This window comes from Sphingomonas sp. (genome assembly GCF_019635515.1).
Taxonomy (GTDB): Bacteria; Pseudomonadota; Alphaproteobacteria; order Sphingomonadales; family Sphingomonadaceae; genus Sphingomonas.
Window position 1 is genome coordinate 2,095,387 of the sequence record NZ_JAHBZI010000001.1, and the last position, 26,529, is coordinate 2,121,915.

Consider the following 26,529-nt stretch of genomic DNA (forward strand, 5'->3'; position numbering starts at 1 on the left):
CCAATCTCTACATCACGCTCGCCGTCTCGGGCCTGGCCGGCCTCGGCATGGTGACCATGGCCAGCCTCTCCGGCTGGCGCGGCTGGCTGGCCCTCAAGCGCCAGGAACTGGCCGACCGTCATACGGCGGAAACCCAGCCCGGCCCGGCCGGCCCGTCTATCGCCTCGCGCATCGAGGTCGCCGATCTGAAGGAGCGCATCCGCAAGCTCGAAGCCATCGCCGCGGGTGTGGATCTCTGAAGCCGTCGCCCCAGCGAAAGCTGGGGTCTCGCGCCGCGAGGGAGAAAGTGCGCGCGAGAACCCAGCTTTCGCTGGGATGACGGTTGGAAAGCGGAGCGAGCGCGCTATAGCCCGCCCCATGACGACCCTAAGCGATCTCCAGGACGAGTATGAATTCCTCGAAGCCGATGATCGCTATCGCCTGCTGATCGATCTGGGCCGGGCGCTGGAACCGATGCCCGAGCCGCTCAAGACCGACGCCACGCTGGTTCGCGGCTGTTCGGCGGCGGTATGGGTCTATCCCACCGTCCGTGACGATGGCCGGCTCCATTTCCTTGCGGATTCGAACGCGGCGATCACCAAGGGCATCATCGCCCTCGTCCTGCTCACGGTGCAGGATCGCACGCCGGCCGAGATTCTGGCGATCGACATCCCGGCCGCCCTCGTCCCGTTCGAGCTGAGCAACCAGCTCAGCTCGAACCGTACCCAGGGCATCCCCAACATGATCGCCTTGATCCGCGAGACCGCCGCGCGCTACACCTGAGCGCCGCGCTTATTTCCGATAGGATTTGACGCCATAGTTGCACGCCGGCTTGCCGCAGCCGACCATCGTCACGCGCAGCGTGTAGGTGCCGGGCACCGCATAATCGAGGATCGGCGTCTCACTGTCCTCGTCATCGACCAGAATCTTCCCACCGCTGTCCAGCAAAGCGAGCTTCAGACCAGTGCAATCGGCGTCGCACACCCCATAGATTTCGAACGCGGCCCCGCCCGACAGGGTGATGCTGTGCTGCGCCTGCGCCGCGCGGGCCAGCCTGCCGGTTTCCAGCCAGCCCGCCGGCTTGAAATCATCCATCTCCGCGACTGTATCGACAATCTCGAGCGTAGACCGCAAGGCGTCCATATCGTTTGTGGCGGCGCCCAAATCCTGAGCCGTCGCGGCCGCAAGCATCAATCCCATCGCCAAACCCAGCATTCCGCCCCCCTGTTCGTTCGCCCATCGGGATCGCGGGCAGCACGGCGCTGGTCAAGCGCCGCCCGGCAACCCCAATTCGCCTGCCACTTGATCTAGGTCCGTGCCCGCAGGCACCAGCAGCCATTCGCCGGGCCGCGCGCTATCGATCATCGTCACCGCGCCGCGCGGGCACACACCGAGGCACTTTACCTCAACGATCCCCGCACTCGCCTTGCGGCTCTTCTTCAATCCCAGATGCTTGCGCAGCGCCTTGGCCAGCGGCGTCTTGCCCTTCGCCCCAAAACCGCCGCCCAGTTTCTTCGAGCATTTGCCACAGACCAGCACGGTCCGCGCCCAGTTCGACCGGATATGCGTCTTCAATCCGGCTTCCAGGTCCGCGCCTCTTCGGCGGCCTTGAGTACATCATACGCCGCCTGGATCGCCTGGAAGCGCCTGGCGGCTTCGGTATCGCCCGGGCGGATATCGGGGTGGTTCGACTTGGCCAGCCGCCGCCACGCCGTACGCACTTCCTCAAAGCTGGCATCGACTTCGAGCTCCAGCACCTCCAGCGCGCGCATCTCGTCGCGCGAGCGGCTGCCGTCGCCGGGACCGGCCCAGCTGTTCGCCTTGCTCTCCGTATAGCCGCTGGTGTCGCGGCGCTCGGCGGCCTCGCGCTCGGCGGCCTCCTCGGCGGTCAGGCCTTCGAAGTAATTCCAGTTGCGGTTGTATTCGCCGGCGTGGGTCTCGCAGAAATACCAGCGCTCGGGGCTGTTGGGCGATTTGGGCGCGGGGCGGTCGCCCGGCTGGTCGCAGCCATGCCTGTCGCACATTCTGACCGTCACCGCCTCGCGCTCGGCGCCATATTCGCGCCAGCGTGGAAAGCCCCAATCGGTAGATCGTGTCGAACGCGCCATATCAGGGGCCAGATAGGGTTGTGGGTGGCAGAAGGCCAGCGCCTAACGACACTTCTTGTTCTCCTGCGGAAGCAGGAGTCCAAGGGCACGAACGCATCGCCTTGCGGCTTCGGGCTCCTGCTTTCGCAGGAGAATGACGAAGGAAATGCCAGAGGGTCTATAAGCCGGGTTCTGTCCTCGCCTTTCGGCGATGTGCGGCCATTCCTCTAGGGAACGGATCGCTCCGCCCCTCAAGCAACCAACCCGGACGACGAGGCGGAATTCCTCATGCGCCGTCCCTATTCGGTCTTGCTCCCGGTGGGGTTTGCCATGCCGCTTCCGTTGCCGGTCGCGCGGTGCGCTCTTACCGCACCCTTTCACCCTTGCCCTCAATCCCGCCATCCGAAGACTTGGGGACCAGCGGGCGGTCTGCTCTCTGTGGCACTTTCCCTGGGGTCGCCCCCGCCGGGCGTTACCCGGCACCGTCTTTCCGTGGAGCCCGGACTTTCCTCGGTGTGCCGAAGCACAACGCGGCCGCCCAACCCTCTGGCGTCAAAACCCCTAGGCGCGCCGCGCGCCTTTGGGAAGGGTGGCTCAGTCGTCGAACTTTAGCGCATCGCATTCGGCAACCAGCTTCGGCAGCATGTCCTTGCCATTCACGGTCCGCGCCTTCGCGAACGCAGCCTTGGCCCGCGCATTGGCTGCCGAGAAATCGGGGTCCCCCTGCCCGGCCATGAACATCCCCATCGCCAAGATCCCGTATTTCTCGCGGTCGCTCACCTTGGCCTGGATCGGCGCGAATTCCTGATACGCGTTGCCGCAAAACAATTGCTGATCAAGCGTCGGGTCACCAGCGTGCGCGAGCGTGAGAGGAAGCGCGGCCAAACTCAGAAAAACAGACATGATATCCCCCAGGGACGCGAGGTGCGCCGTCGGTTCGCTCATCCCACGGAGGAAGCGCGAACGCCACCCCCGGCCTATACGGTTTTTCGCACGCTTCGCTGCTAGCCGCCTGTGGGCACCGCCTCGGCAATCTCGAACGCGTAACGCTGCCAACCGCGCATCTTCGCCGCATCCACCGCCGGCGCCCGCTTCCTCTTCGCCTCGGCCAGCGATTTGGTGTGGCCCCAGAACACCTCGGTCTTGCCATTGGCCAGGATCGCCACGATCCGCCAGCAATGCGTGAACGGCGTCGAGACCGGCCCGATGGTCTTCACATAGCCATCGGCGAAGGTGGCGGTCAGATAGTGCTTCCTGGCCATACCGGGAAGCTAGTCATCCCCCTGCGGCTTGGGCAGCAGCAATGCCAGCAACAGGCAGCGGCACTCGGCATCGATCTCGCCGTCGATCATCTCCGGGCGAAAACGGCGCTGGAACGCGGTCACCGCCGCCGGGCCGTCCTCGACATCATAGCCGAACCGCTCGAGCGCGAGCATGAAACCGGCATCGGGCCAGCCGGGATCGACGAGGTTCTTGGTCGGCCGCGGCAGCGCCAGCCGCAGCCGCGCCAAAGCGTGCCAGTTGAACAATTCGCCCGGATCCTGCTTGCGCGCCGGTGCCACATCCGAATGGCCGACGACATTGCCGCGGGTGATGCCGTGCCGCTCCTTGATCGCCGCCACCAGCGGAATCACCGCGCCCATCTGCGCCTCGGTGAAGTTGCGATAGCCATGCTCGTGGCCGGGATTGACGATCTCGATACCGACCGAGGCCGAATTGACGTCCTTGATCCCGCGCCAATGCGCGCGGCCGGCGTGCCAGGCGCGCTTGTCCTCTTCGACAAGGCGGAAGATGCGGCCATCCTCCTCGACCAGATAATGCGCCGAGACCTCGGCTACCGGATCACGCAGCCGTTCCAAGGCGGCCTCGCCACTGGTCATGCCGGTATAATGGAGCACGATCATGCTCACCGGCAACTTGCGCTCGTTGAAATTGGGCGACGGCGCGTCGATGATCGGAAGATCGCTCACCCGCGCAGTTATGGGCGCTTGCCGCGCGCGATCAACCCGCCGCGGCAGCGCGCGACGTCAGCAGCGACGGAATTGCCGCCCGGTAGAAGCCGCGGAACCGCTCGCTCGGCGTGAAATGCTCGGTCTGGCCGATCACCGTCTCGCCCGCGCCCAGCACCAGCAGCCCGCCCGGCCGGATCGCGCTCGACAGCACATCGAACACGGTGCGGCGCATCGCCGGCGAGAAATAGAGCAGCACGTTGCGGCAGAGGATGATGTCGAACTTGCCCGGAGGCGCCGGATCGGCGGCGAGGTTTTGCTGGCGGAACTGGACGCGGCGCACCAGCTCGGGCTTGGCGACCCAATCGCCGCCGATGGTATCGAACCAGGTCATCATCCGCCGCACCGGCAATCCGCGCTGGATCTCGAATTGGGAGAATTTGCCGGCGCGCGCGCGATTGAGCGCGGCGGGAGAAATATCGGTAGCGACGATTTCGGGGGCGAGCAGCCCCTCGCCGAGCCCGCGCTCGGCCAGCAGCATCGCCAGGCTCAGCGGTTCCTGCCCTGTTGAGCAGCCCGCCGACCAGATTCGCAGCCGGCGATCCGGCGTGCCGGCGTGCATTTCCACGGCGGCATCGCCTACCGCATCGAGCACCGCCGCATCGCGGAAGAAGCTGGTTTCCTGATTGAGCAGCGCATCCACCACCTGATCCCCAAGCTCCCCCGTTCGCGCCGTCACCAGTTGCGCCACCAGCGCATCGAGGCTGTCCAGGCCGCGTTCGCGCAGGATCGGCTTGAGCGCGGTCTCGATCCGCCACGCCCGATTCGCCGCTATCTGCTGACCCGCCCGCTGTTCGAGCAGGGCTGCGATCATGTTCATTGCCGCGGGCGATGGCATCGGCTGCGACGGCGGGATCATGCCCGGCCTCCGTGCCCGGCGATCAAGCGCCCGATCTCATCCGGCGGCAGCACCGCGCTGGCGCGCCCGGCATTGGCGATGGCGCCGGGCATGCCCCACACCACCGAGCTGGCCCGATCCTGGACCAGCACACGCGCGCCGGCTTCGATCATGCCGACGGCGCCTTCGCAGCCGTCACGCCCCATCCCGCTCAGCACCACGCCAACGGCGCGTTTGCCGAACACCTCGGCGACGCTTTCGAACATCGGATCGACCGAGGGCATGCAGCCGCTTGAGGACTTCTCATGGGTCAGGCGAATGGCGGCGCCGTCTGACGTGCGCACCACGCGCATATGCGCGTCGCCGGGGGCGACGATGATCCGGCCGGGCCGGATGCGCATATGATCAGCCGCGACTTCGCACGGGCGCCCGCCGAGCACGGCGAGCTGCGCGGCGAAATAGCTCATGAACGAGGACGGCAGATGCTGGGTGACCAGTATCGGCACCTGGAAATTCACCGGGATCGCGCGGAGAAACTGGCTGAGGGCGTGGATACCGCCGGTCGAGGCGCCGATCGCCACCAGATCGAAATCGCGCGGTGCGGTGATCATGCTGCAACCCGTCGGTTTCGGCCGGGTATCGTCGGGCGCTTCGAACAATTTGGAGAGCCGCTCTTCCAGCACTTCGGCGAAGCGGCCGCCGAAGGCGCCGATGCCGGGCTTGACCAGCGTATCCGCCGCGCCCAGCGCCAGCGCCTGCACGCTCACCGCCGCGCCATCGTCCGCCGAGGAGGAGACGACCAGCACCTTGGCGCCATGGCTGGCGATCAGGATGTCGGGAAGCGCGGTCAGCCCGTCGATACCGGGCATTTCGATATCGAGCAGGATCGCATCGACGCGATTCTTGTCCAGCCAGCCGAGCGCGGCGCTGACGTCGCTGAACGCCCCCGCCACGGCAAAGCGCCGCGTGCCCTCCACCATGCGCCCGAGCACCGATCGTGCGACGACGGAATCGTCGATGATCAGCACGCGGTGCGCCGGAGCGCCCGCCATGCCATTGCTGGCCAGACTGGAATACGGCATGCCCGCTGCTCCTCGGCGCGAGGCTCAGGCGACGCCGACGATCTGCAGCTTGCTTTCGAGCGTCTCGCGATCGAACGGCTTCATGACATATTCGTCGGCGCCCGCTTCGATCGCGGCGCGGATATAGGCCATGCCGTTCTCGGTGGTGCAGAACACCACCTTGGGGCGCTGGGGAAGGCCCGAATCCTTGAGCGCGCGCAGGAAGTCCATCCCGCTCATCACCGGCATGTTCCAGTCGAGCAGGATCACGTCCGGCGGCGTATCGAGGCAGGAATCGAGCGCCTCGCGACCGTCACCCGCTTCGCGAACTTCGAAGTCGAGCGTTTCGAGAATGTGGCGGGCGACCTTGCGGATCACCTTCGAGTCGTCGACGACGAGACAAGTCTTCATTTTGCTACCCTGTTCCCCGGTTGCCAGGCGTCTGGAGTGTTACTCTGCAGCGAAAGGCGTGAGTTTCGCGTTAATCATGGAAATTAGTTGATGGTGGCGTGGCCAGGCACGAGGCTGGCCAGGTCGATCGCCAGGATCGGCTCGCCTTCGCGTTCCACCACGCCCCGCCCCGCCCCGCCCCACGCGGGATCGAGGGCGACGCCCCCGGCCAGCGGCAGCAGTTCGAACGGAGCGACATCGTCGAGCGCGTCGACCAGCATCGCATAATGGTGTCCATCGACCCGGGTGATCACGGCGCGGCGCGCGTCGCTGTCACCGTGCATGCCGAGCGCGGATTGGGTATCGACCACCGTCACCACGCGGCTGCGCAGGGCGGCGAGCCCGCGAACATGGGCGCTGGCGCGCGGCACCGCGGTGACCTCGCCGATATCGACCACCGATTCGACCTGATCCGAGTCGATCGCGACCGAACGGCCGGCGATCTGGGCGATGAGATATAGATGCGACATCAGCGCGCTCCCGCGGTCTTGGCTTCAAGCGCCTGGAGCAGTCCCGCGCGGTCGTACCGGTAGACGCTGTCGTCAGCCGCTCCCGAAGCGACGCGCCGGCGGCGCAAACGCACCACCGGCGCGGCCTCGGCACCACTGGGCGAAGCATCGTCGGATGAGAGAACAACGGATGCGGTCTCGCCCGGTGCGAGCTCGAAAGCGACGCGATATCCGGATGTTTCGAGGAGCGGACGCACGAACGAGGCCATCCAGCCTCCCGCATCATCCGCGATCAGGCAGATCGGGCGGACTTCGTCGTCCATCCCGTTACGATCGGCATGAGCGTCGAACACCCACAGCATATCGAGCAGTTCGACCTGCTCGCCGTCGAGCAGCACTACGCCAGCGACCGGCCCCGGCTCGCGCGCGGGGGTCACTTCCTCGGGCAGCACGATGATGTCGATGGCCTCATCGATGGCGTAGCTGACTTCGTTGATATCGTCCTTGAGACGCAGCACGTTGAGGCGCTCGCGGCCTTCGATCTCGCCCTGCGCGGCGAGCGGCAGGATGCGTCCGTCGATGGTCACGCGGAAGCGGCCGGCGGCGAAACGGATATTGACGGCGTCGACCTGCTCGACCCGATCCACCGCCGCCAGCGGCACCGCGCGGCGCGCGCCGTCGAGATCCTGGAACAGCAGTGCGGGTATACCTTCGGCCACCGCCTCGGCCTGTTCGTCATCAAGATCGCGGGTGGCGTCACGGCTGAAATCGAGCCCGGCGACGCTCGCCAGCCCGGCGCAATCGAGCAGCAGCATCGGCAAGCCGCTGTCAGGCAGCGTCTGCCCCGCATAGACCCCGCACGACATCACCGCGGGCGATGCCGGCTTGATCACCAGCTCCTCGGTATCGAGGACGCTGTCGGCACCGAGCGCATAGCTGCCCTCCGGCACGCTGACGATCGCGATCATGCGCGGGGCATCGGACTTGATTCGCTCGATTTCCAGCACGCTGCACAAATTGAGCAAAGGCATCCGGCGTCCGCGTAGCGTCAGCATCAGCGCTCCGCCCACGGTGTCGATACGAACTGCCTCACCATGATCGGTGACGATCTCCTCGATCGACTGGCGCGGGATCGCGAAGCGTTGTCCGCCCGCGCCGACGACGATCGCCGAGATGATCGACAGCGTCAGCGGCACATGGATGGCGATGCGCAACCCCTTGCCGGGATTGCTGTCGAGCTCGACGCGTCCGCCGATCTGCTCGATCGCCGCGCGCACCACGTCCATGCCGACGCCGCGCCCGGAAATCTCGGTGACCTCATCCTTGCTCGAAAGGCCGGGCTCGAACACCAGATCGAGCTTGGCGCGCTCGGAAAGCGACCGCAGCTGACGTTCGTCCCCGCCATTGGCGACCAGCTTGGTGACGAGCTTGTCGGTGTCGATCCCGCGCCCGTCGTCCGAAATCTCGATGATGATCTGGTTGCCGGATTGCCGCGCCGAGACGATCAGCCGGCCATTCTCGCGCTTGCCCGCCGCGCGGCGGTCTGCCGGACCCTCGATACCGTGATCGATCGAATTGCGGACGATATGGACAAGCGGATCGCGCATCATTTCGATCATCTCGCGGTCGAGCTCGACGTCCGAACCCTCGACATGCAGCGTCACCGATTTGCCGAGGCCCGCCGCCGTGTCGCGCACCATCCGCGGCAATGCCGAGAACAAGGCATCGATCTTCTGCATGCGGGTCCGCGTCACCGTGTCGCGCATCTCGCCGACGGTCAGCGACAGCCGCTCGAGCGCCGCCTCCAGCGTCGGATCGATATTGCCGTCGCGCATCCGCCGCGCCAGCTCGTTGCGGGCCAGCACCATGTCCGACATGCCGGACATCATCCGATCGAGCAGATCGACGTTGAGACGAACACTGCGCGCCGGCGCGCGCTGGGCGGTGCCGCCGGCAACCACCGCGACGGCATCGGTACCCTCGGCCAACGCCGCGATCAGCAGATCCTCGCCGGTATCGTCGAGGCTGTCGCCCGAATCGATCGCCTCGACGATCTCGCCGATCCGGTCGACGATCGCCAGCACGGCGTTGACCAGAGCGGTATCGGGCACCCGCTCGCCGCGCCGCACCAGATCGAGCACGTCCTCGGCGGCGTGGCTCAGCCGAGCGAGACGCGGCAGATCGAGAAAGCCGCAGCTCCCCTTCACGGTATGGACGAAGCGGAAGATCGCATCGAGCCGGCCCCTGTCGTCCGGATTCGCTTCCCACGCGACGATCTCGCCCGAAAGCGCCTCCAGCGTTTCGCGCGTCTCGGCAATGAATTCCTGAAGCAGGTCGTCCATGGGGCCCCGAAGTAAATTTACCGGGCCGTTGTGCGGGATAGAGGGTTAAGGTGGGGTTAGCTCTAACCTCCAATCGTCATGCCGGACTTCGTCCGGCATCCACCGATGTTCTAGGCTCGGACCATGCAAGAACGCGAGCCCTGCGTTTATATTTTAGCCAGCGGCAAGAACGGCACGCTCTATGTTGGCGTGACGTCAGATTTGCTCGGTCGGCTCTACCAGCACCGCAATGGCATCACCAAAGGCTTCGCATGGGAGCATCGCGCACTGCAGCTGGTGTATTTCGAGATGCACGGTGAGATGGAAGCTGCAATTCTGCGTGAGAAGCAACTCAAGCGTTGGCGGCGTGAATGGAAGCTCAACCTAATTGAGAAGCACAACCCCGCATGGGTCGATCTGGCGGTTAGCCTAGGACTCGATCCACTCTAACTTTCGTCATCCCGGACTTGGTCCGGGATCCACTGTACCGCAAAATTCGGAAGCTCTCGGCTCCTGCCGCCCGGTGGATGCCGGACCATGTCCGGCATGACGACGGGTAGACGTTCAAACCCGGAAACTAGCCCCGAACAGCAGCACGTCCGCATCCGGCGGCGAGACCTGAAGCACGCCCCCACCCTGCGTCACCAGCGCATGCGCCAGATACGCCGCCGCCGCGCGCGGGGTGATCGGCAGGTCGTCCTTGCCGCCGGCAAGCGCGCTGCGCAGTTCGGGGTCCAGCACGATGCGCGGTCCGTCGGCGCGCACGACGATCTCGATATTGCCCTCGACGATCTCGGCCCCGATCGCGAGATCGCCGCCGCGCACCAGCGCGTCGCCGCCGATCAGCGCGAGGTTGAGCAGCACCTTGATCGCCTGCTTGGGCAGCACCGGATCCTCGACCATCCAGCCGACATTGACCCGGTGGTTCTCGCCGAACAGCCCCTCGATCGCCGCCTGCGCCTCGCGCGTGTCGACGGTCTCGCCGAAGCCGCCCGCCGCGCCGAACGCCAGCCGGAAGAATTTGAGCTTGTTGGCCGATGCCTTGGCGCTCTCGCTGAGCAGCTCCAGGCAGCGCGCCCGCATCTCGGGATCATGCTCGTCGGCGAGCAGTTCCAGCCCGTTGTTGAGCGCCCCGACCGGGCTCAACAGGTCATGGCAAAGCCGCGAGCAAAGCAGGCTGGCGAAGTCGGTCGGGCTGATGTTCAAGTGCGGCGCTCCAGTGTTGCAGCCTCTTTGGCGCAGCATCCCGCGCCCTGCAAGCATGGGGCTGGCATGGGGTTCATGACAACGCTATCATCCAACAAAATAGCGAGGGGATGAGCGATGCGAGGGTTCCTGCTTCCATTGGCCGCGGCCGCAATGATCGCGGGCGCCACCCCCGCTCCAGCCCAGACCAGCGTCGAGCCCGGCACGAGCTTCCGCATCGACAAGGCACGGATCGACAAGGCGCTGGCCGAGATGGTTTCCAGCAACCGCGCCGCAGGCGTCTCGGCGCTGGTGTGGAAAGACGGCCGCGAAGTCTATTTCCACGCCACCGGCCTCGCCGACCGCGAGGCCAATCGCCCGATGCGGCGCGACACGCTCGTCCAGATCTATTCGATGACCAAGCCGGTCACCGGCGTCGCGCTGATGCAGCTTTGGGAACAGGGCAAGTTCGGGCTCGACGATCCGCTTTCCAGATACCTCCCCGAATTCGCGACGATGCTGGTGCAGGACGGTACCGGCGCCGACGGCCAGCCGCTGTGGCGGCCGGCGTCACGGCCGGTCACCGTCCGCGACATCCTCCGCCACACCGCCGGCTTCGCCTATGGCGGGGGCGATACGGCGGCGGAGAAAGCCTTCGCCGACGCCGAGCCCCTGGCGCTGACCAACACCCTCACCGAATTCGGCCACCGCATTTCGCATGTGCCGCTGATCTTCGAGCCGGGCACCCAGTGGCGGTACAGCGCCGCGGTCGACGTTCAGGCGTTGCTGGTCGAGCGTCTGACGGGCGAGAAGTTCGAGGATTATGTCCAAGCGCATGTGCTAAAGCCGCTCGGCATGACCCAGACCGGCTGGAGCCCGCCGCCGGAATATCTCCAGCGCCTCGCCGCGACCTATATCCTGGGCAAGGACGGCAAATTGGTCCGCGAGGACGACAAGGCGATGCACGCCTTCAACTTCCCCAAGCCGGCGATGACGATGGGCGGCGCCGGGCTGGTGGCGCCGATTGACGATTATATGCGCTTCGCCCGGATGCTGGTGAACAGCGGCACCCTCGACGGCGCGCGCATACTCAAACCCTCGACGGTCCGATTGATGTCGACCAATCAGCTCGACGCCCGCGTCACCGAAAAGCAGTGGCTGCCGAGCAAGGGCAATGTCGGCTTCGGAATCGATTTCGCGGTGCGCATCGGCCGCCCGGTCAACGGCGAGGAAAACCGTGGCGCGCTCGGCGAATTCTTCTGGGACGGCGCGGCAACCACCCTGTTCTGGGTCGATCCGGCCAACAAGCTCACCGCCGTGTTCTTCGTCCAGACCAAGCCGTTTCAGACCTCGCTGGTTCGCGACATTCGCCGCGCAGTCTATGGCGGCGACTATCTCGGACCAGCGGGAGACTGAGCAGCTAAACCACCCGGCGGCCGCTGAAGAGCTGGATCAGGCCCACGATCAGCGCGACGACCAGCAGGATATGGATCAACCCGCCGGCAATGTGGAGCGAGAAGCCCAGCAGCCAGAGGATGACGAGGATGACGGCGATGGTCCAAAGCATGGCAGCTCTCCCTGTTTGAATTGCCATGCCAACGTGTTGCGGGGGCGGAACGTTCCCTGTCCCGTAAACGTCATTCTGCGGGCGCCGCTATTCTGCCATTCCCCATTCGCCGAGCAATGCGCGCGCGCACGCGTCCACCTTCGCTTTGCGATCGTTCTCGCTCGGCCGCTCGGCAAGCCTGCGCAAATCGCCGGCAAGCTGGGTGCGCAAGCCGGGCTCCAGATGTCGCGCCACACTCGATAAGCAGTTCACCTTGCCATCCCCGTCCGTGCCGCGCAGCACGCGCTGGAGCGGTCCAACGATCGACGTGCCAAGCGTGCTCAGCCACTCGGCCATCGGCATCGCGATCGGCCAGTTGGGATCGAAGGTCCACACGATGAGATCGTCCAGATACGGCGCCACCGCCGGGTAGCCAGCCTCCGCCAGCAGCGGCACCATTTCCTCGTCGCATTTGTCATGCGGAAGCAGATCGCGGACGTCGCCGGTCTCGGCGGGTACGCGATCGAACCCGATCACCGTGCCGCATTGCGCCAACGCGGTCGCGCGATCCGCGTCCCACTCATACACCACCTGTTCTACGGGCCGCCACAGCGCCATGCCGCTACTCGACACGATCAGCCACAGCTTGCCATCGGCCAAAGCCATCTCCGCATCGCGCGCCGATGGCGCAGGCTTGCCGCTCGGATGCGAATGCCAATAGCCAACGATCGTCGCCCCGCCTGCCCGCTCTGCCTTCAGCGCGGCGAACAGAGCCGCCGGATCGATCTCGAACATCCGCTCCGGCTGGTCGGCGACATTCGCCGCGACCTGGGCATGTGAAATCTCATCCGCATCGCCGAACAACAGCCCGCACGCCTCGCGCGGATGCGCCTCCCGAGCCGCGCGCTGGATTAGTTCGACAACACACCTTGAAATCCGGACCCGCATAGCCATCTACGGTAAAACATGAATCAGGGGGTTTCCATCGTCGAAGCACGTATCGCGGACGCGGCCGATGGCTGGCGTCTCGATCGCGCGCTCGCGGAAGCGGTGCCCACCTTGTCTCGCGAGCGGATCAAGGCGCTGATCTCGACCGGACAGGTCACCGGCCCGCACGGGCTGATCCGCGACCCCGCCAGGAAATTCCCGGGGGGCAGCCTCTTCACGCTGACCATTCCGGACGCCACGCCGCCGCACAACGAAGCGCAGGATATCGCGCTAAACGTGGTGTTCGAGGACGAGCATCTGATCGTGATCGACAAGCCCGCGGGGCTCGTCGTCCATCCGGCGGCCGGCAATCTCGACGGGACCTTGGTCAACGCTCTGCTCCATCATTGCGCCGGGCAATTGTCCGGCATTGGCGGCGTCGCCCGGCCGGGCATCGTCCACCGCATCGACAAGGGCACGTCGGGGCTGATGGTCGCGGCGAAGACTGACCCGGCGCATGTCGGGCTGGCGCGCCAGTTCAAGGCGCACAGCATCGATCGGCGCTACAAGGCGATCGTCAACGGCAATGTCCGCACCGAGACCGGGACCGTCAGCGCCTGGCTCGCCCGCTCGCCGGTCAATCGCAAGAAGATCGCAGTTGTCCGGGAAGGGGTTGGAAAGCACGCGATCACCCATTGGCGCCGCGAACACCGCCTTCGGAGTGCGGATCTTATCGAATGCCGCCTGGAAACGGGAAGAACCCACCAGGTCCGCGTCCACATGGCCTCGATCGGCCATGCACTTTTGGGAGACCCGGTATATGGAGGCTCGAACAAGCATCGGGCCCTTTTGGAAACCTTGAATTTCCACCGCCAAGCCTTGCATGCGGCCCATCTCGGGTTCATTCACCCGGTGAAAAGCCACGCTTTGGCGTTCGATAGCGAAATGCCTGCGGATATGCAGGAACTGTACGCTAACCTCGTCGTATGAATTGAGAGCGCCTTTCGCCCCCGGGCGACGCGTTCAGAAAGGGAGTTTGGATCATGGCAAACGGCAGCAATGTCCCAGCGACGATCCCCGCGCTTGGCGGTGAGCAGAGCCTCAACCGCTACCTGTCCGAGATCAAGAAGTTTCCAATCCTGGCGCCCGAGCAGGAATATATGCTCGCCAAGCGCTTCCAGGAGCATGGCGACACCGAGGCCGCGGCGCAGCTGGTAACCTCGCATCTGCGCCTCGTGGCGAAGATCGCGATGGGCTATCGCGGCTATGGCCTGCCGGTCAGCGAGTTGATCTCCGAGGGCAATATCGGCCTGATGCAGGGCGTGAAGAAGTTCGAGCCCGATCGCGGTTTCCGCCTGGCCACCTATGCCATGTGGTGGATTCGCGCGAGCATCCAGGAATTCATCCTGCGCTCCTGGTCCCTCGTGAAGATGGGCACCACCGCCGCGCAGAAGAAGCTGTTCTTCAACCTGCGCCGGATGAAGGCCAAGCTCGATGCGTTCGAGGATGGCGACCTGTCCCCCGAGCATCTCGCCAAGATCGCCACCGATCTGGGCGTAACCGAGGAGGAAGTGACCTCGATGAACCGCCGCATGGCGATGGGCGGGGATACCTCGCTCAACGTGCCGATGCGCGAGGATGGCGAGAGCCAGTGGCAGGATTGGCTACAGGACGATGCGCCCTTGCAGGACGCGGTCGTCGCCGATGCCCAGGAAGCCGATGTCCGCCACGAGATGCTGACCTCGGCGATGGACGACCTCAACGAGCGCGAGCGGCACATCCTGACCGAGCGGCGTCTGACCGACGATCCCAAGACCCTTGAGGAACTCTCGCAGGTCTATGGCGTATCGCGCGAACGCGTCCGCCAGATCGAGGTCCGCGCGTTCGAGAAGCTGCAAAAGGCGATGATGCGCCTCACCGGGGAGAGAAGGCTGGTTACGGCGGGCTGACCGGCCCGCCACTCCATCATGGCACAATCCAGCGGTGACCATGCGGTTGCGATAGGCGGCCCGCTGCGGCAATCGTTCGCGCATGGCTGACAGCATTCGCGACGAGGACCCGAACGACCCTGCGCCGCCGTCACCCGGCGCGGCGGAGCCGGACTTGCATATGCACGTCGAAGACGAAGGCACGCCACCGCCGTCGCTGACGCCCGATACCTACCCGGTCGCCGATGCTCCCGAGCCCGAAGTCCCGCCGATCCAGATCGCCGCTCCGGCCGATTGGCCCGCGTTCACGCCGCCGCCACTTCCCGGGCCGCTGGGCGAGCCGCCTCTGCCCGATCTTGAGCCGATTTCGGTGCCTCGGAAGCGGGTTGCGCCGGGGTTTCGCCCGGCCCCGTCACCACCTGCACCGCCTCCGCTACCGCGGGTCACCAGCCGTCCCACCGTGCCCAAGCGCCGCCGCAAGCCGCTGTGGCGCCGCATTCTGGGATGGGTCATCAAGGCTGTCCTTGTTTTCCTTTTGCTCTCGATCACGATGGTCGTGGTCTATCGCTTCGTCGGCCCGCCCATCACCTGGACGATGATCGGCGACATCGTCGGCGGGCACGGCGCAACCAAGCGCTGGATGCCGCTCAGCCGCATCGATCCGAGCATGGCCCGCGCCGCGATCGCCGCCGAGGACGCGCGCTTCTGCGAGCATCATGGCTTCGATTTCAAGGCAATGGCCGCCGCGGCGGCGCGCAACGCGACGGGCACAAGGATCATCCGCGGCGGCTCCACGATCAGCCAGCAGACCGCGAAGAACGTCTTCCTGTGGCAAGGCGGAGGCTATTTCCGCAAAGGGCTGGAGGCCTACTTCACCGTCCTGATCGAGAATATCTGGGGCAAGCGGCGGATCATGGAGGTCTACCTCAACGTCGCCGAGACCGGCATCGGCACCTATGGCGTCAATGCCGGCAGCATGCGCTATTTCAAGCACGACGCCTCGCGGCTGAGCGACAAGGAAGCGGCTCTGATCGCCGCGGTGCTGCCGCTCCCCAAAAAGCGCGCGGCGATCGATCCTAGGGGTTTCACCCGCCGCTACGGCAATTCGATCAACGCCCGGATCGGCGTGGTCGCCGGTGACGGGCTCGACGCCTGCCTGCGCTGATCAATTCAGCTTCTTGGCGGCATCCCTGGCGGCGTCGCCAACGTCCTTCGCGGCATCGCCCACCTTGCCGGCGGCCTGGGTGACCGCATCGGTCCTGGCGTTTTCGCGGCTGTTCTGGTTGAACAGATAGACGGCGCCGACCACCACCAGGATCAGGATCGCGAAGCCGATCAGGATGCCACCACCGCTGCCACCGCGCTGGACGACCACGGTCTCACCGCCGCCGTCACTTTCGGTCACCCGTTCGGTGATCACACCATCGGTTCGTTCGGTTACGCGTTCAACCATCGAAAAACTCCTCGATTGCACGGCAGCAACCGAGAAGCGGCGGGGATGGTTCCGCGATCAGAACGGAAGTTTGAAGCCCGGAGGCAGCGGCAGGCCGCTGGTCATCTTGGCCATCGATTCCTGCGAGGCGGCATCCGCCTTGGCGCGGGCATCGTTGAACGCGGCCGCGAGCAGATCCTCCAGCATCCCCTTCTCGCTCGGGTTGAGCAGCGAATCGTCGATATCCATGCCGATGATCCGACCCTTGGCCGATGCGCGGATCTTGATCAGACCGCCGCCCGACTGGCCCTCGACCTCGATCGTATCGAGATTGGCCTGCGCCTTGGTCAGCTCGGCCTGGACGTTCTGCGCCATGGCCATCATCTTCTCGAGATCCATCTCAACTTCCTGTTCTGGTCTTGGTCCAGCCGATCAGCTCGGCATCGGGAAAAGCTTCCATCGCCGCCGCGACCATCGGCGACTGGAGCACCGCTTCGCGCTCGGCCGCCTCGCTCGACGCCTGCTGCTCACGCAAGGTAGGTTCGGTCGCGCCATCGACAAGCCGCAGCCGCCAATTGACCTTGGTGGTGTCCTTGAGCGCCGCGGCGAGATCGCGGAGGAAATCGTGCGGCAAGGGCCGCGCCGCGCCGAACTCGGCTTCGGAGCCGTTGAAGCGGACCGGTCGCAGATAATCACGCACCTGGGTGGCGAGCTGGAGGCGGCGGTTGGCCTCGAGATGCTCCGCCAGCTCGGACATGGTCCCGGGCAGCGCGTTTTCCCTGGGCGCGGCCGAAGCCGCCGGCGCCGCGCTGACCGCGCCGCTGGCGATCTGCCGCGCGAGATCGCCCGGATCTGGCAATTGCGAGGCGTGGACGACGCGCAGCAGCGCCATCTCGCACGCCTCGATCGGCAGCGCCGCGCGGGCGACCTCGTCATGCCCCTTGAGCAGCAATTGCCAGAGGCGGTGGAGCATCGGGAAGCTCAGCGCCGCCGCCCAGCGCTCCAGCGCCTTCAATTCCTCGGCCGATTGCCCGGCGGTCGCCTCGGTGCCGAGCTTGGCCAGAGTCACGCCATGGACGGTCTCAAGCAGCGTCTTGAGCACCGCCTGGGGATCGACGCCCATATCATATTGCAGGCGCAGTGCCGCCAGCGCGCCGCCCGCGTCACCGCTCAGCAGCAGGGCGAACAGTTCGCGGATCGCGCCGCGATCGGACAGGCCCAGCATCTGACGCACCGCATCGGCCCTGACGCCCTCGCCTTCGATCCCCGCATGCGCGATCGCCTGATCGAGGATCGAGAGACCATCGCGTGCCGAACCCTCCGCCGCGCGCGCGATCATGCTCAGCGCCTCGGGCTCGGCCTCGACGCCCTCCAGCTCCGAGACCCTGGCGAAATGCGCCGCCAGCGCCTCCGCCGGAATACGCCGCAGATCGAAGCGCTGGCAGCGCGACAGCACCGTCACCGGCACCTTGTTGACCTCGGTGGTGGCGAACAGGAACTTCACATGCGCCGGCGGCTCTTCGAGCGTCTTGAGCAGGCCGTTGAACGCGGCCTTGGACAGCATATGGACTTCGTCGATGATGTAGATCTTGTAGCGCGCCGACACCGCCGAATAGCGCGACGCCTCGATGATTTCGCGGATGTCGTCGATGCCGGTATGGCTGGCGGCATCCATCTCGATGACGTCGATATGCCGCCCCTCGGCAATCGCGACGCACGGCTCGCAGACCCCGCACGGATCGATGGTCGGGCCACCCTGCCCGTCCGGGCCGACGCAATTGAGCGCCTTGGCGATCAGGCGCGCGGTCGAGGTCTTGCCGACTCCGCGAACCCCGGTGAGCAGGAAGGCATGCGCCAGCCGATCACGCTTGATCGCGTTGCCCAGCGTCGTGACCATCGCATCCTGGCCGATCAGCTCGCTGAACGTCTGCGGCCGGTATTTGCGCGCCAGCACGCGGTACGCCTGATCGCGCGGCTGCGGGGGTTCGTCGAGGCCAAGGAGGGAATCGGACATGTCAGACCGTCCTAGCGCGCGGCGGCGCCTGAGTCGAAGATTCTAGCCGGTCCGAATGTTGAGGAAGTTTAGTGTTTTCGCGGCACTCAACATTCGGCGGGAGGATCGCCTGCGGAAGATGTAGACGGCCAGTTTTCATGGTTTGTTCCATAGCAGGGCATGGCGATGTAGGACAGCGGCGATTGCGGCTGGCTCGAACTTCCGGCGCGATTGACGGCAGGGGCGCAATTGGCCGACACTTATGCAAAATGGGGGAAGCGAAATGCAATTTTCCGACCGCCGGCTGCTGGGACTGACCGCGCTTCGCGTCGCCATCGCCTGCCTGCTCGCCATCCATGGCTGGTATCGCTTCACGCAAGGCGGCGTGACGCCGTTCGGCGAATGGCTGACCGGCCAGGGGGTCCCATTCGGACCCGCCGTCGCGGCTGGGGTCACCGGCTGGGAAATCTTGGCGACACCGCTGCTGGCGATCGGCTGGCGCGCGCCGTGGCTGTGTATGGTGTTTGCGGCGATTTACGCGGCCGGGCTGGTGATGGTGCACTGGCCCGAAGGCTGGTTCGTCGTCGGCGGCGGGCGCAACGGAATGGAATATAGCGTGCTGCTGCTGGTTTGCCTGAGCGTGATCGGGTTCACGCATTGGCCGGAGAAGACAGTGATGGCTGGAGCCGAATAGCGCCGCGCGTGCGCCGCCAGATGCTTGCCTTAGCTTGCTAAAATCTCACACAGCGCGCGGTGGGAGCCGGAACGACCCGCGGCGAAATCGTTACGGCTGCTTCCTTCCGGATCTGACCGGGTTGGCGACGACCACGTCCGCCCGACTCCCGCGGCGCATATGGTCGATGCGCTACGCCCGCGCAAGAGCGGGCGTGCCGCGAACGGCACGCCCGCTTTCATGGCTTAGCGCCAGGCGCGCACGCGGCGGCAAACGCGGGTGCTGCGGCCATGATGCCAGCGGCGCGTGCACACCGTGCGCCAATAGGCACGGCGGCCATGCTTGCGCCAGCCGCGATGGCGATGGCGCTGCTCACGGACGACCACGCGAACCTGGCTGCTCGCGGCAACCGACGCGGCGGTGACGGTCGCAGGGGCGGCCGGCGCCGATACCGGCGCGGCGCTCGCGGCCGGAGCCAGCAGCATGGCCGCGGCAGCGGCGGCGATCATACCCAATGTCTTCATCTCTCATCTCTCCTGCAGTGCTGATGCCCGCAGCAGCCCAATGATCGAAGGCGTAACGAGTTCCGCTCAATCCACGCGTGACGTAACGGATTCTCCGCGCCGCCGCTCCAATACCCGCTCGGCCACGTCGCCGGTGATGCGCAGCGCCTCCAGCTCTATCTCGCTCTTGTTCTCGATTCCCATCACCTCGTCGCGGGCGCCGCGCATCGCGTGGATCAACTCATCGATCTTGAGATGGAGCGCGACATCGTGCCGCTTCTGCTGGTTGAGCACCATCTGGGTCAGCGTGATCGCCAGTACCGACAGCACCAGCGTCAGCACCGCGGTCGCGGCATCGCCGAGCGGCAGCAGGAACCAGGCGCCGCAAAACACGATCACCAGGATCAGCGCCATCGGATGGCCGGCGATGTTGGCGCCCCAATCGGAGAAGCGGCAACCCATATTATACAGCTTTTGGCGGAGGTTAGGCTCGGACATCGACGCCAAACGGCTGATGCGGGCGGCTGTTCCGCCTGTTCAGCGCCCCTGCATGTCGCGGTGCTGCGGCGGCATCCGCACGGTGATGCCGTCAAGATCGGGAGTGAGGACGATCTGGCACGCCAGCCGGCTGGTCCGCGACGCGCCGATCGCCAGATCGAGCATGTCCTCCTCATCCTCGCTGGCCGGGGGCAGCCGCGCGAAATCCTCGGCGGCGATCAGCACATGGCAGGTCGAACAGGCCATCTGCCCCTCGCAGGTGCCCTCCAGCGGCTGGCCGTCATTCTGCGCGACTTCGAGCAGCCGGTCGCCATCCTTGGCGATGGCATCGCGGGTGGTACCGTCGGTGGCGATGAAGGTGACGCGGATCACGGCTTCTGCGCCCGTGCCGCAAAGCTGATCCGGTCGAGGGCGGCCAGCAGTTCCTCCTCGGTGGTGTAGCGTCCGAAGCCGATGCGGATGGAGGACCTGGCATGCGCGTCGCTGAGGCCGATCGCCCGCAGGACATGGCTGGGGCGTCCGGAACCGCTGGCGCAGGCCGAGCCGGCGGAAAAGGCGATGTCGCGAAGATCGGACATCAGCCGCGCGACATCGAGCCCGTCGCGGCGCAGATTGAGATTGCCCGGATAACGTTCGCCCTGCGAGCCGTTGAGCTTCCAGTCGACGGCGATCCGCGACAGCGCCGCGCGAAACATCTGGCCGACATGGGCATGGTCCGCGCCGAAGCGCTGCCTGGCCAGCTTCGCCGCCGCGCCGAACCCCGCGCAGAGTGCCGGCGATAGCGTACCCGACCGGCCCGCAATCTCTTGCCCGCCGCCGTGCAGCAGCGGCTCCGGCGTCACGCCGTCGCGGATCCAGAGTGCGCCTACACCCTTGGGACCGTGGATCTTGTGCGCCGAGATCGCGATCAGATCGCATTCGTCCGGAATGCGCTCGCGGCCATAGCCCTGCACCGCGTCGCACAGGAACAGTGCGCCCGCCGCGTGCGCGATCTCGGCGAGCTGCGCGACCGGCTGGATCACCCCGATCTCGTTATTGACCAGCATCGCCGCGACCAGCCCGGTGCCGGGAGTCACCGCCGCGCGGAACGCCGCGAGATCGACCAGCCCGTCGCCGCCGACCGGCAGCACCGTGACCTGCCGCCCGCCCCGCGCCTCCGCCTCGACCGTGTCGAGCACCGCGGCGTGCTCGGTAGCCAGCGTGACGATCGGGCCGGTGGTGCCCTTGATCGCCCAGTTGAGCGCTTCGGTGGCGCCACTGGTGAAGCTGACCGCGCCGCCATCGGGAAGCAGATCGGCGACCTGCTCGCGCGCGACCTCGACAGCCGCCTTCGCCGCGCGCCCGCCGGCATGCGCGGAGTGCGGATTGGCGTGCTGGCGCTCCAGCCAAGGCAGCATCGCCGCCAGCGCCTCGGGCGCGAGCGGGGTCGTCGCCTGATAGTCGAGATAGATCATGCCGCCCGCGCCCGCGCTTCGGCGGCGATCTCGCGCCACAGGGCGGCGAAGGCGTCGACCTCGGCCTCGGTCGTGCCCCGCCCGAAGCTGACCCGCACGACTTCACGCAGCGCCGGTTCGGCCCAGCCCATCGCCGTCAGCACATGGCTGGGCCGCATGCTGCCCGACGAGCAGGCGCTCCCGGCGGAGACCGCGAACCCGGCCATGTCGAAGCGGATCAGTTGCGCGGCTGAGGACACGCCAGGCATCCGGTACGCGCCGATCAGCGGCGAGCGCGTAGTGTCCGCGCCGACGATTTCGGCACCCTCCAGCGCCGCCTCCAGCCGGGCGCGAAGCGCCGCCGGCCCACGCAAATCCTCGATCACCTCCACTGCCGCCGCGAAGCCGAGCGCACCGGGCAAATTCTCGGTGCCGGCGCGGTAGCCCTTCTCCTGCCCGCCGACCGGCACGAGCGTCGCGAAATCGCGGACGAACAGCGCCCCGATTCCCGGTGGTCCGCCGCGCTTGTGCGCCGAAACCGCGACGAGATCGGCATGGCGCAGCACCGCCGCCGACGCGCGCGCCGGCATCTGCGCGGCATCGACCAGCAGGATGCCACCGGCTTCCTTGACGATTCCGGCGATCGCCTCGATCGGCTGGATCACGCCGGTCTCGCTATTGGTCCGCTGCACGCAGAGCAGCACGCGCGGCCCGATCGCCGCGCGCAACGCGTCGAGATCGAGCGTGCCGTCCGCCAGCACCGGCAGCACCTGCGCGCCCTCGGCATGGCGCAGCACCGAATCATGCTCGACGGCGGTGATCAGCACCCGCTCGGCCATCGAGCGCCTGAGGCCGGTCCACAGCGATTCGCTGGCGCCGCTGGTCAGGATCGTCTCGTGCGCCCAGCCATAGGCCGCGGCGATGCGGCTGCGCGCATCCTCCAGCGCTGCCCGCGCGGCGCGGCCCTCGGCATGCGGCGAACTCGGGTTGGCCCAGCGCGCCATCCCTTCGGCCACCGCCGCCATCGCTTCGGGCAGCATTGGCGTGGTCGCGGCATGGTCCAGATAGATGCGGGTCACCGGCTCTCTTCGTTACAATTGCGCAAAACGCGTCTCTGCCTATATAGCGCCCAGCTTCGCGCGCCACTGGGCGTGCTCACAGAATTAGCAGGTGCGAATTGCCCGAAGTCATTTTTCCCGGTCCCGAAGGCCGCCTCGAAGGCCGTTTCGCTCCCGCTCCGCGCCCCCGCGCGCCGGTGGCGATGATCCTCCATCCGCACCCGAACGCGGGCGGCACGATGAACAATCGCATCGTCCAGGAACTCTACAAGACCTTCCAGCGCCGCGGCTTCGCGACCTTGCGCTTCAATTTTCGCGGCGTCGGCAAGAGCCAGGGCACCTTCGACAATGGCATCGGCGAGCTCTCCGACGCGGCCTCGGCGCTCGATTGGGTGCAGAGCTTCCATCCCGAGGCATCGACGACCTGGGTCGCCGGCTTCGGCTTCGGCGCGTGGATCGGGATGCAGCTATTGATGCGCCGCCCGGAAATCCGCGGCTTCATATCGGTGGCGCCGCCGGCCAATATGTTCGATTTCACCTTCCTCGCGCCCTGCCCGTCCTCGGGCATCATCATCCAGGGCGAGAATGACGAGGTCGTCACGCCGGGCGCGGTCCAGAAGCTGGTCGACAAGCTGCGCACCCAGCGCCACATCACCATCCACCACGACACCATCGGCGGCGCGAACCACTTCTTCGAGCATGAGATGGAAGAGCTGATGGGCTCGGTGGACCAATATCTGGATATGCGGCTCGATCCGAACTCGCCGATCCGGTGACGCCAAGGCTTAATCGCCCTAGACCAGGCGCTCCGATTGTAGATACATAGTCTAGCAACTATGCATATTGGGGAGGACTTGATGCGTAAGCTGTTGTTTTCGGTTGTTTTTGCATGTTTGTTGTGCGTCGGCGTGAGTTTCGAACCGTCTTCAGGCCGCGTCTCGGTGGAAAGTTCGGCCAACGCGCAGTCCTATCGGTATCGCACGCCGCGCTACCGGGCACCGGTCTACCGCGCACCGCGTTATCGCGCGCCGCGCGTTGCAAGCCAGCCCAACCGCGTGCGGCGCGGGATCAAGACTCTCAGCCGCTGGAACGGCAATGCTGAACGGCGCGCGCGCTGGGCGGCAAGGCATCCGCGCTAGCAGGCACGCTTAGGGGTTAAGGGCGGCGCAGATTCTCGGCGCCGCCCACCCGAAATACCGCTTTAATTTTAATCTTGGTCGCGTCACGAGACGCTTCCCGAAAGCGGCGCTCCAATGATCGATACCATCCAGATCGATCCGCGCGTCATGAACCGCGTATGGCCGATAGTCGCCGCATCACCGTATATCGAGCAGGTTCCTAGCGGAGCCCCAGGCTTGGCTTAAGTCAGCACGCGCGCATCACAGCCTCAGGATCAGCAGATTGCCGAGGATCACCAGCGCGCAGACCATCATCAGGATCCCCTTGGTGCGATCGGTCTTGAGCAGCCGCGCGCCGCCCCAGACGAGCGCGAACATCGCCAGCACGGCGATGGTCAGCAGGATCGGAGTGAGCGCCGGATCGAACATCAAAGCTCCGTCATAGCAGATATACCAGCAAGGCGATCACCGCCGCGATCACTGCGATCCCGGCAATCCCGATCATCCGGTCGCGCGGGCGATAGATGAAGCGCAGCAGATAATAGATACCGTGCCCCAGCACCTTGGCGCCCGCCCCCATCGCGTTGGCGATGGCGCCGCCGAACCGCGACGGCATCAGTCGCTCCCGCCCAGCACCGCGGCATAGGCTTCCGGATCGGCATTGCCGCCCGACAGGATCACCAGCATCCCGGGCTTGAGCTCGACCTTGCCCGCCAGCACCGCCGCCAACGCCACCGCGCCGCCGGGCTCGACCACCAGCCGCAACTTCGCCGCCGCCCAGCGCTGCGCCGCGCGCACCTCGGCCTCGCTCACCGTCAGCCCCTGCGCGCCGCGCCGTGACAGCACATCGAAGGTCAGCGGCGATGGTTCGAGCGTCTGGAGCGCGTCGCATGCGGTCTTCGGCGGGTTCTCGCCCACCGATTCGATCCAGCCATTCTCCAGGCTGCGGCACATATCGTCCCAGCCCTCGGGCTCGACGATCGTCACCTCGGCATCGGGCAACGCCAGCGCCAGCCCGGCCGCCAGCCCGCCGCCGCCGCACGGCGTAATCACATGGCTCGGATCGGGCAGCCGCGCCTCGACCATCTGGGTCATCGCCTCGATCCCGGCACTCCCCTGCCCCTCGATGATCCAGGGATCGTCAAACGGCGGCACCAAGGCCGCGCCGCGCGCATGCGCCAGATGCGCGGCGATCTTGGTGCGGTTCTCGGTCATGCGATCGTAGGAGACGACTTCGGCGCCCATCGCCATCGTCGATTCGCGTTTCACCTGGGGGGCGTCGGACGGCATGACGATCACCGCCGGGATGCCCAGCTTTCGCGCCGCCCAGGCCACGCCCTGCGCATGATTGCCCGAGGAAAAGGCGACCACGCCCTTTTCGCGCGCCGCCGCGTCGAGCGCGGTCAGCCGATGCCATGCGCCGCGGATCTTGAACGCGCCGATCGGCTGCAGACACTCGGCCTTGAACGAGACCGGCACCCCGCGGATTTCCGCTGTCAGCAGAGGGGTTTGCGGCAGGATCGCCGCGATCTTCGCGGCGGCATCCCGCACCCCGGCCCGCGTCGGCTGTCGCACAATCGTCACAGTTCATCCCCGCTGCAAAACATGGCTTCTCGAATCACTTTACACGGGGGTCAACCGACCCTAAATGCCCGCTTCCCGCTGCCCCATGGGACTTCCAACCGCAAGGCAGCAATTGTCAACGATCGGCGAAAGCCACTTGGAGGTCCCTTGAATTGCACAAGCATCATAGCGCGCTGGGGCTAGCTGCCCTCTCGACCGGCTCCGCCGCCGTCGAAATCGCCAAGGGAAACCCGGTGCAGCCGGTCACCCTGATTCGTCCGCACGCCGCATCGCGTGCCGCCCGCTTCTTCGTCGAGAAGTTTCCGGGCCGCTCGATGTATGCCGTGAAGGCGAATCCGTCGCCCGAACTGCTCCAGATCCTCTGGGATAGCGGCGTCACGCATTACGACGTGGCCTCGATCGCCGAGGTGCGCCTCGTCTCGCGCACGCTTCCCGAAGCGACTTTGTGCTTCATGCACCCGGTCAAGGCCGAGGAAGCGATCCACCAGGCCTATTTCGAGCATGGCGTCCGCGTCTTCTCGCTCGATTCGATGGAAGAGCTGGAAAAGATCGTCAGCGCCACGCGCGGCGCCGAGGATCTGACGCTGTGCGTGCGCATCCGCGTCTCGTCGGACCTGTCCAAACTCAGCCTCGCCTCGAAGTTCGGCGTCGCCCCGGGCGAGACCAAGGATCTGCTGATGGCCGCGCGCCAGGCGGCGGATGCGCTGGGCATCTGCTTCCATGTCGGCAGCCAGGCGATGTCGCCCGACGCCTATGCTCAGGCGATGGAGCGCGTCCGCGCCGCGATCGTCGAGGCGGCGGTGACCGTCGATGTCGTCGATGTCGGCGGCGGCTTCCCCTCGACCTATCCGGGCATGGAGCCTCCGCCGCTCGAACTCTATTTCGAGACGATCCACCGTGCCTTCGAATCGCTGCCGGTCAGCTATTCGGCCGAATTGTGGGCCGAACCGGGCCGGGCGCTGTGCGCCGAGTACAGCTCGATCATCGTTCGCGTCGAAAAGCGGCGTGGCGACGAGCTCTATATCAACGACGGCGCTTATGGCGCGCTGTTCGACGCCGCGCATATCGGCTGGCGCTTCCCGGTCCGCCTGCTGCGCGAGCCCGAGTCGAACACGCGGGACATGGAGTTCAGCTTCTATGGCCCGACCTGCGACGATCTCGATCACATGGCCGGCCCGTTCGCGCTTCCCGCGGACACCCGCGCCGGCGATTATATCGAGATCGGCATGCTCGGCGCCTATGGCTCGGCGATGCGGACCGCGTTCAACGGCTTCGGCTCTGACGAAACGGTGATCGTCGCGGACGAGCCGATGGCGTCGCTGTACCTGCCCGCGGAACAGACCCCGGCATCGAACGTCGTTACGCTGTAACCGCGCGTCTCTAGCAGATATGGGCGGCGCGCTGCGGTGCGCCGCCCCTTACGGGTTTCCGCGTCCCCACCAACGACGGCGGCCAAG

36 protein-coding genes and 2 other RNA genes are annotated in these 26,529 nt (G+C 66.2%); 11 read left to right on the forward strand and 27 right to left on the reverse strand.

Annotated elements, in window-relative coordinates:
- Positions 1-47: 47 nt before the first annotated feature.
- Both KF730_RS10545 and KF730_RS10550 read left to right on the forward strand, forming a co-directional pair.
- On the forward strand, positions 48-239 hold the full coding sequence (locus KF730_RS10545; protein WP_294095869.1) for a hypothetical protein: 192 nt from the start codon (positions 48-50) through the stop codon (positions 237-239).
- A gap of 118 nt (positions 240-357) precedes the next feature.
- Positions 358-762: a SufE family protein gene (locus tag KF730_RS10550; RefSeq protein ID WP_294094734.1), complete on the forward strand. Its 405-nt coding sequence runs from the start codon at positions 358-360 to the stop codon at positions 760-762.
- A 9-nt stretch (positions 763-771) separates the two neighbouring features.
- Here the strand turns inward: KF730_RS10550 and KF730_RS10555 are convergent, their stop codons facing one another.
- The 12 genes from KF730_RS10555 to KF730_RS10610 form a co-directional block, all read right to left on the reverse strand.
- Positions 772-1,194, reverse strand: coding sequence for a hypothetical protein (locus KF730_RS10555; RefSeq protein ID WP_294094736.1), 423 nt, complete (start codon positions 1,192-1,194; stop codon positions 772-774).
- 51 nt (positions 1,195-1,245) lie between these two features.
- A complete protein-coding gene (locus KF730_RS10560; RefSeq protein WP_294094738.1) occupies positions 1,246-1,554 on the reverse strand; it encodes a (2Fe-2S) ferredoxin domain-containing protein in 309 nt (102 codons plus the stop codon).
- On the reverse strand, positions 1,551-2,087 hold the full coding sequence (locus tag KF730_RS10565) for a J domain-containing protein (protein WP_294094740.1): 537 nt from the start codon (positions 2,085-2,087) through the stop codon (positions 1,551-1,553). The genes KF730_RS10560 and KF730_RS10565 overlap by 4 nt, the downstream gene beginning before the upstream one ends.
- A gap of 144 nt (positions 2,088-2,231) precedes the next feature.
- Positions 2,232-2,616, reverse strand: an RNA gene (gene rnpB, locus KF730_RS10570) — RNase P RNA component class A.
- A 44-nt stretch (positions 2,617-2,660) separates the two neighbouring features.
- Positions 2,661-3,011: a hypothetical protein gene (locus KF730_RS10575; RefSeq protein WP_294094742.1), complete on the reverse strand. Its 351-nt coding sequence runs from the start codon at positions 3,009-3,011 to the stop codon at positions 2,661-2,663.
- A 59-nt stretch (positions 3,012-3,070) separates the two neighbouring features.
- Positions 3,071-3,328 carry a hypothetical protein gene (locus KF730_RS10580; protein ID WP_294094746.1) on the reverse strand — a complete coding sequence of 86 codons (258 nt, stop codon included), beginning with the start codon at positions 3,326-3,328 and terminating at the stop codon, positions 3,071-3,073.
- 9 nt (positions 3,329-3,337) lie between these two features.
- Entirely contained in the window at positions 3,338-4,036 is a 699-nt protein-coding gene (locus KF730_RS10585; protein ID WP_294094749.1) for an N-acetylmuramoyl-L-alanine amidase, read from the reverse strand.
- 31 nt (positions 4,037-4,067) lie between these two features.
- Positions 4,068-4,934, reverse strand: a complete 867-nt coding sequence (locus KF730_RS10590) for a protein-glutamate O-methyltransferase CheR (protein WP_294094751.1) — start codon at positions 4,932-4,934, stop codon at positions 4,068-4,070.
- On the reverse strand, positions 4,931-5,995 hold the full coding sequence (locus KF730_RS10595; protein ID WP_294094754.1) for a chemotaxis protein CheB: 1,065 nt from the start codon (positions 5,993-5,995) through the stop codon (positions 4,931-4,933). The genes KF730_RS10590 and KF730_RS10595 overlap by 4 nt, the downstream gene beginning before the upstream one ends.
- Positions 5,996-6,019: 24 nt before the next feature.
- Positions 6,020-6,385, reverse strand: a complete 366-nt coding sequence (locus KF730_RS10600; RefSeq protein ID WP_294094756.1) for a response regulator — start codon at positions 6,383-6,385, stop codon at positions 6,020-6,022.
- A gap of 83 nt (positions 6,386-6,468) precedes the next feature.
- Complete coding sequence (locus KF730_RS10605) at positions 6,469-6,894, reverse strand: chemotaxis protein CheW (RefSeq protein ID WP_294094758.1); 426 nt, start codon at positions 6,892-6,894, stop codon at positions 6,469-6,471.
- Positions 6,894-9,215 carry a chemotaxis protein CheA gene (locus tag KF730_RS10610; RefSeq protein WP_294094760.1) on the reverse strand — a complete coding sequence of 774 codons (2,322 nt, stop codon included), beginning with the start codon at positions 9,213-9,215 and terminating at the stop codon, positions 6,894-6,896. Before KF730_RS10610 ends, KF730_RS10605 begins: the two co-directional genes overlap by 1 nt.
- 123 nt (positions 9,216-9,338) lie before the next feature.
- Between KF730_RS10610 and KF730_RS10615 the strand changes: the two genes are divergently transcribed.
- Positions 9,339-9,644, forward strand: coding sequence for a GIY-YIG nuclease family protein (locus tag KF730_RS10615; RefSeq protein ID WP_294094762.1), 306 nt, complete (start codon positions 9,339-9,341; stop codon positions 9,642-9,644).
- A gap of 114 nt (positions 9,645-9,758) precedes the next feature.
- Here the strand turns inward: KF730_RS10615 and KF730_RS10620 are convergent, their stop codons facing one another.
- Positions 9,759-10,400: a histidine phosphotransferase family protein gene (locus KF730_RS10620; protein ID WP_294094765.1), complete on the reverse strand. Its 642-nt coding sequence runs from the start codon at positions 10,398-10,400 to the stop codon at positions 9,759-9,761.
- Positions 10,401-10,553: 153 nt separating this feature from the next.
- Here KF730_RS10620 and KF730_RS10625 point away from each other — a divergent pair, with 153 nt between their 5' ends.
- The gene (locus KF730_RS10625; RefSeq protein WP_294094767.1) at positions 10,554-11,795 is read left to right on the forward strand and encodes a serine hydrolase domain-containing protein; all 1,242 of its coding nucleotides are present in this window, start codon (positions 10,554-10,556) and stop codon (positions 11,793-11,795) included.
- A gap of 4 nt (positions 11,796-11,799) precedes the next feature.
- Here the strand turns inward: KF730_RS10625 and KF730_RS10630 are convergent, their stop codons facing one another.
- Together KF730_RS10630 and KF730_RS10635 are read right to left on the reverse strand one after the other, a co-directional pair.
- Complete coding sequence (locus KF730_RS10630) at positions 11,800-11,946, reverse strand: lmo0937 family membrane protein (RefSeq protein ID WP_294094769.1); 147 nt, start codon at positions 11,944-11,946, stop codon at positions 11,800-11,802.
- A gap of 87 nt (positions 11,947-12,033) precedes the next feature.
- Positions 12,034-12,879 (reverse strand): Mov34/MPN/PAD-1 family protein, encoded by an 846-nt coding sequence (locus tag KF730_RS10635; RefSeq protein ID WP_365973402.1) that lies wholly within the window; start codon positions 12,877-12,879, stop codon positions 12,034-12,036.
- A gap of 12 nt (positions 12,880-12,891) precedes the next feature.
- Here KF730_RS10635 and KF730_RS10640 point away from each other — a divergent pair, with 12 nt between their 5' ends.
- From KF730_RS10640 to mtgA, 3 genes are all read left to right on the forward strand, one after another.
- Positions 12,892-13,842 carry an RluA family pseudouridine synthase gene (locus KF730_RS10640; RefSeq protein WP_294094771.1) on the forward strand — a complete coding sequence of 317 codons (951 nt, stop codon included), beginning with the start codon at positions 12,892-12,894 and terminating at the stop codon, positions 13,840-13,842.
- A gap of 53 nt (positions 13,843-13,895) precedes the next feature.
- A complete protein-coding gene (rpoH, locus tag KF730_RS10645; protein ID WP_294094773.1) occupies positions 13,896-14,801 on the forward strand; it encodes an RNA polymerase sigma factor RpoH in 906 nt (301 codons plus the stop codon).
- Positions 14,802-15,240: 439 nt separating this feature from the next.
- Positions 15,241-15,945: a monofunctional biosynthetic peptidoglycan transglycosylase gene (gene mtgA, locus KF730_RS10650; RefSeq protein WP_294095902.1), complete on the forward strand. Its 705-nt coding sequence runs from the start codon at positions 15,241-15,243 to the stop codon at positions 15,943-15,945.
- Here mtgA and KF730_RS10655 read toward each other — a convergent pair whose 3' ends face one another.
- Genes KF730_RS10655 through KF730_RS10665 form a run of 3 tightly spaced genes read right to left on the reverse strand, consistent with a single transcriptional unit; the run spans position 15,946 to position 18,226 of the window.
- On the reverse strand, positions 15,946-16,233 hold the full coding sequence (locus tag KF730_RS10655; RefSeq protein ID WP_294094775.1) for a hypothetical protein: 288 nt from the start codon (positions 16,231-16,233) through the stop codon (positions 15,946-15,948).
- Between the two features lie 57 nt (positions 16,234-16,290).
- Positions 16,291-16,611, reverse strand: coding sequence for a YbaB/EbfC family nucleoid-associated protein (locus tag KF730_RS10660; protein WP_294094777.1), 321 nt, complete (start codon positions 16,609-16,611; stop codon positions 16,291-16,293).
- A gap of 1 nt (position 16,612) precedes the next feature.
- Positions 16,613-18,226: a DNA polymerase III subunit gamma/tau gene (locus tag KF730_RS10665; protein WP_294094779.1), complete on the reverse strand. Its 1,614-nt coding sequence runs from the start codon at positions 18,224-18,226 to the stop codon at positions 16,613-16,615.
- A 262-nt stretch (positions 18,227-18,488) separates the two neighbouring features.
- On the opposite strand from KF730_RS10665, the gene KF730_RS10670 reads away from it, so the two are divergent.
- Positions 18,489-18,899: a DoxX family protein gene (locus KF730_RS10670; protein WP_294094781.1), complete on the forward strand. Its 411-nt coding sequence runs from the start codon at positions 18,489-18,491 to the stop codon at positions 18,897-18,899.
- Between the two features lie 55 nt (positions 18,900-18,954).
- On the opposite strand, the gene ffs is transcribed toward KF730_RS10670, so the two are convergent.
- The 6 genes from ffs to KF730_RS10700 form a co-directional block, all read right to left on the reverse strand.
- An RNA gene (gene ffs / locus KF730_RS10675) (signal recognition particle sRNA small type) lies at positions 18,955-19,052 on the reverse strand.
- Between the two features lie 71 nt (positions 19,053-19,123).
- Positions 19,124-19,402 (reverse strand): hypothetical protein, encoded by a 279-nt coding sequence (locus KF730_RS10680; RefSeq protein WP_294094783.1) that lies wholly within the window; start codon positions 19,400-19,402, stop codon positions 19,124-19,126.
- 66 nt (positions 19,403-19,468) lie between these two features.
- Positions 19,469-19,843, reverse strand: coding sequence for a low affinity iron permease family protein (locus KF730_RS10685; protein ID WP_294094784.1), 375 nt, complete (start codon positions 19,841-19,843; stop codon positions 19,469-19,471).
- A 75-nt stretch (positions 19,844-19,918) separates the two neighbouring features.
- Positions 19,919-20,251 carry a 2Fe-2S iron-sulfur cluster-binding protein gene (locus KF730_RS10690; protein WP_294094785.1) on the reverse strand — a complete coding sequence of 111 codons (333 nt, stop codon included), beginning with the start codon at positions 20,249-20,251 and terminating at the stop codon, positions 19,919-19,921.
- Entirely contained in the window at positions 20,248-21,333 is a 1,086-nt protein-coding gene (locus KF730_RS10695; RefSeq protein ID WP_294094787.1) for a cysteine desulfurase family protein, read from the reverse strand. The genes KF730_RS10690 and KF730_RS10695 overlap by 4 nt, the downstream gene beginning before the upstream one ends.
- A complete protein-coding gene (locus KF730_RS10700) occupies positions 21,330-22,391 on the reverse strand; it encodes an aminotransferase class V-fold PLP-dependent enzyme (protein ID WP_294094789.1) in 1,062 nt (353 codons plus the stop codon). The genes KF730_RS10695 and KF730_RS10700 overlap by 4 nt, the downstream gene beginning before the upstream one ends.
- A gap of 98 nt (positions 22,392-22,489) precedes the next feature.
- Here KF730_RS10700 and KF730_RS10705 point away from each other — a divergent pair, with 98 nt between their 5' ends.
- Together KF730_RS10705 and KF730_RS10710 are read left to right on the forward strand one after the other, a co-directional pair.
- Complete coding sequence (locus tag KF730_RS10705; RefSeq protein ID WP_294094791.1) at positions 22,490-23,146, forward strand: alpha/beta hydrolase; 657 nt, start codon at positions 22,490-22,492, stop codon at positions 23,144-23,146.
- A gap of 81 nt (positions 23,147-23,227) precedes the next feature.
- Positions 23,228-23,509 (forward strand): hypothetical protein, encoded by a 282-nt coding sequence (locus tag KF730_RS10710; RefSeq protein WP_294094793.1) that lies wholly within the window; start codon positions 23,228-23,230, stop codon positions 23,507-23,509.
- A 240-nt stretch (positions 23,510-23,749) separates the two neighbouring features.
- On the opposite strand, the gene KF730_RS10715 is transcribed toward KF730_RS10710, so the two are convergent.
- The 3 genes from KF730_RS10715 to KF730_RS10725 are packed head-to-tail and all read right to left on the reverse strand — an operon-like array spanning position 23,750 to position 25,072.
- Positions 23,750-23,917, reverse strand: coding sequence for a hypothetical protein (locus tag KF730_RS10715; protein WP_294094795.1), 168 nt, complete (start codon positions 23,915-23,917; stop codon positions 23,750-23,752).
- A gap of 10 nt (positions 23,918-23,927) precedes the next feature.
- Entirely contained in the window at positions 23,928-24,104 is a 177-nt protein-coding gene (locus tag KF730_RS10720) for a hypothetical protein (protein WP_294094797.1), read from the reverse strand.
- Positions 24,104-25,072 (reverse strand): pyridoxal-phosphate dependent enzyme, encoded by a 969-nt coding sequence (locus tag KF730_RS10725; RefSeq protein WP_294094799.1) that lies wholly within the window; start codon positions 25,070-25,072, stop codon positions 24,104-24,106. Before KF730_RS10725 ends, KF730_RS10720 begins: the two co-directional genes overlap by 1 nt.
- Positions 25,073-25,224: 152 nt before the next feature.
- Between KF730_RS10725 and KF730_RS10730 the strand changes: the two genes are divergently transcribed.
- The gene (locus KF730_RS10730; RefSeq protein ID WP_294094800.1) at positions 25,225-26,442 is read left to right on the forward strand and encodes a type III PLP-dependent enzyme; all 1,218 of its coding nucleotides are present in this window, start codon (positions 25,225-25,227) and stop codon (positions 26,440-26,442) included.
- Positions 26,443-26,529 lie beyond the last annotated feature (87 nt).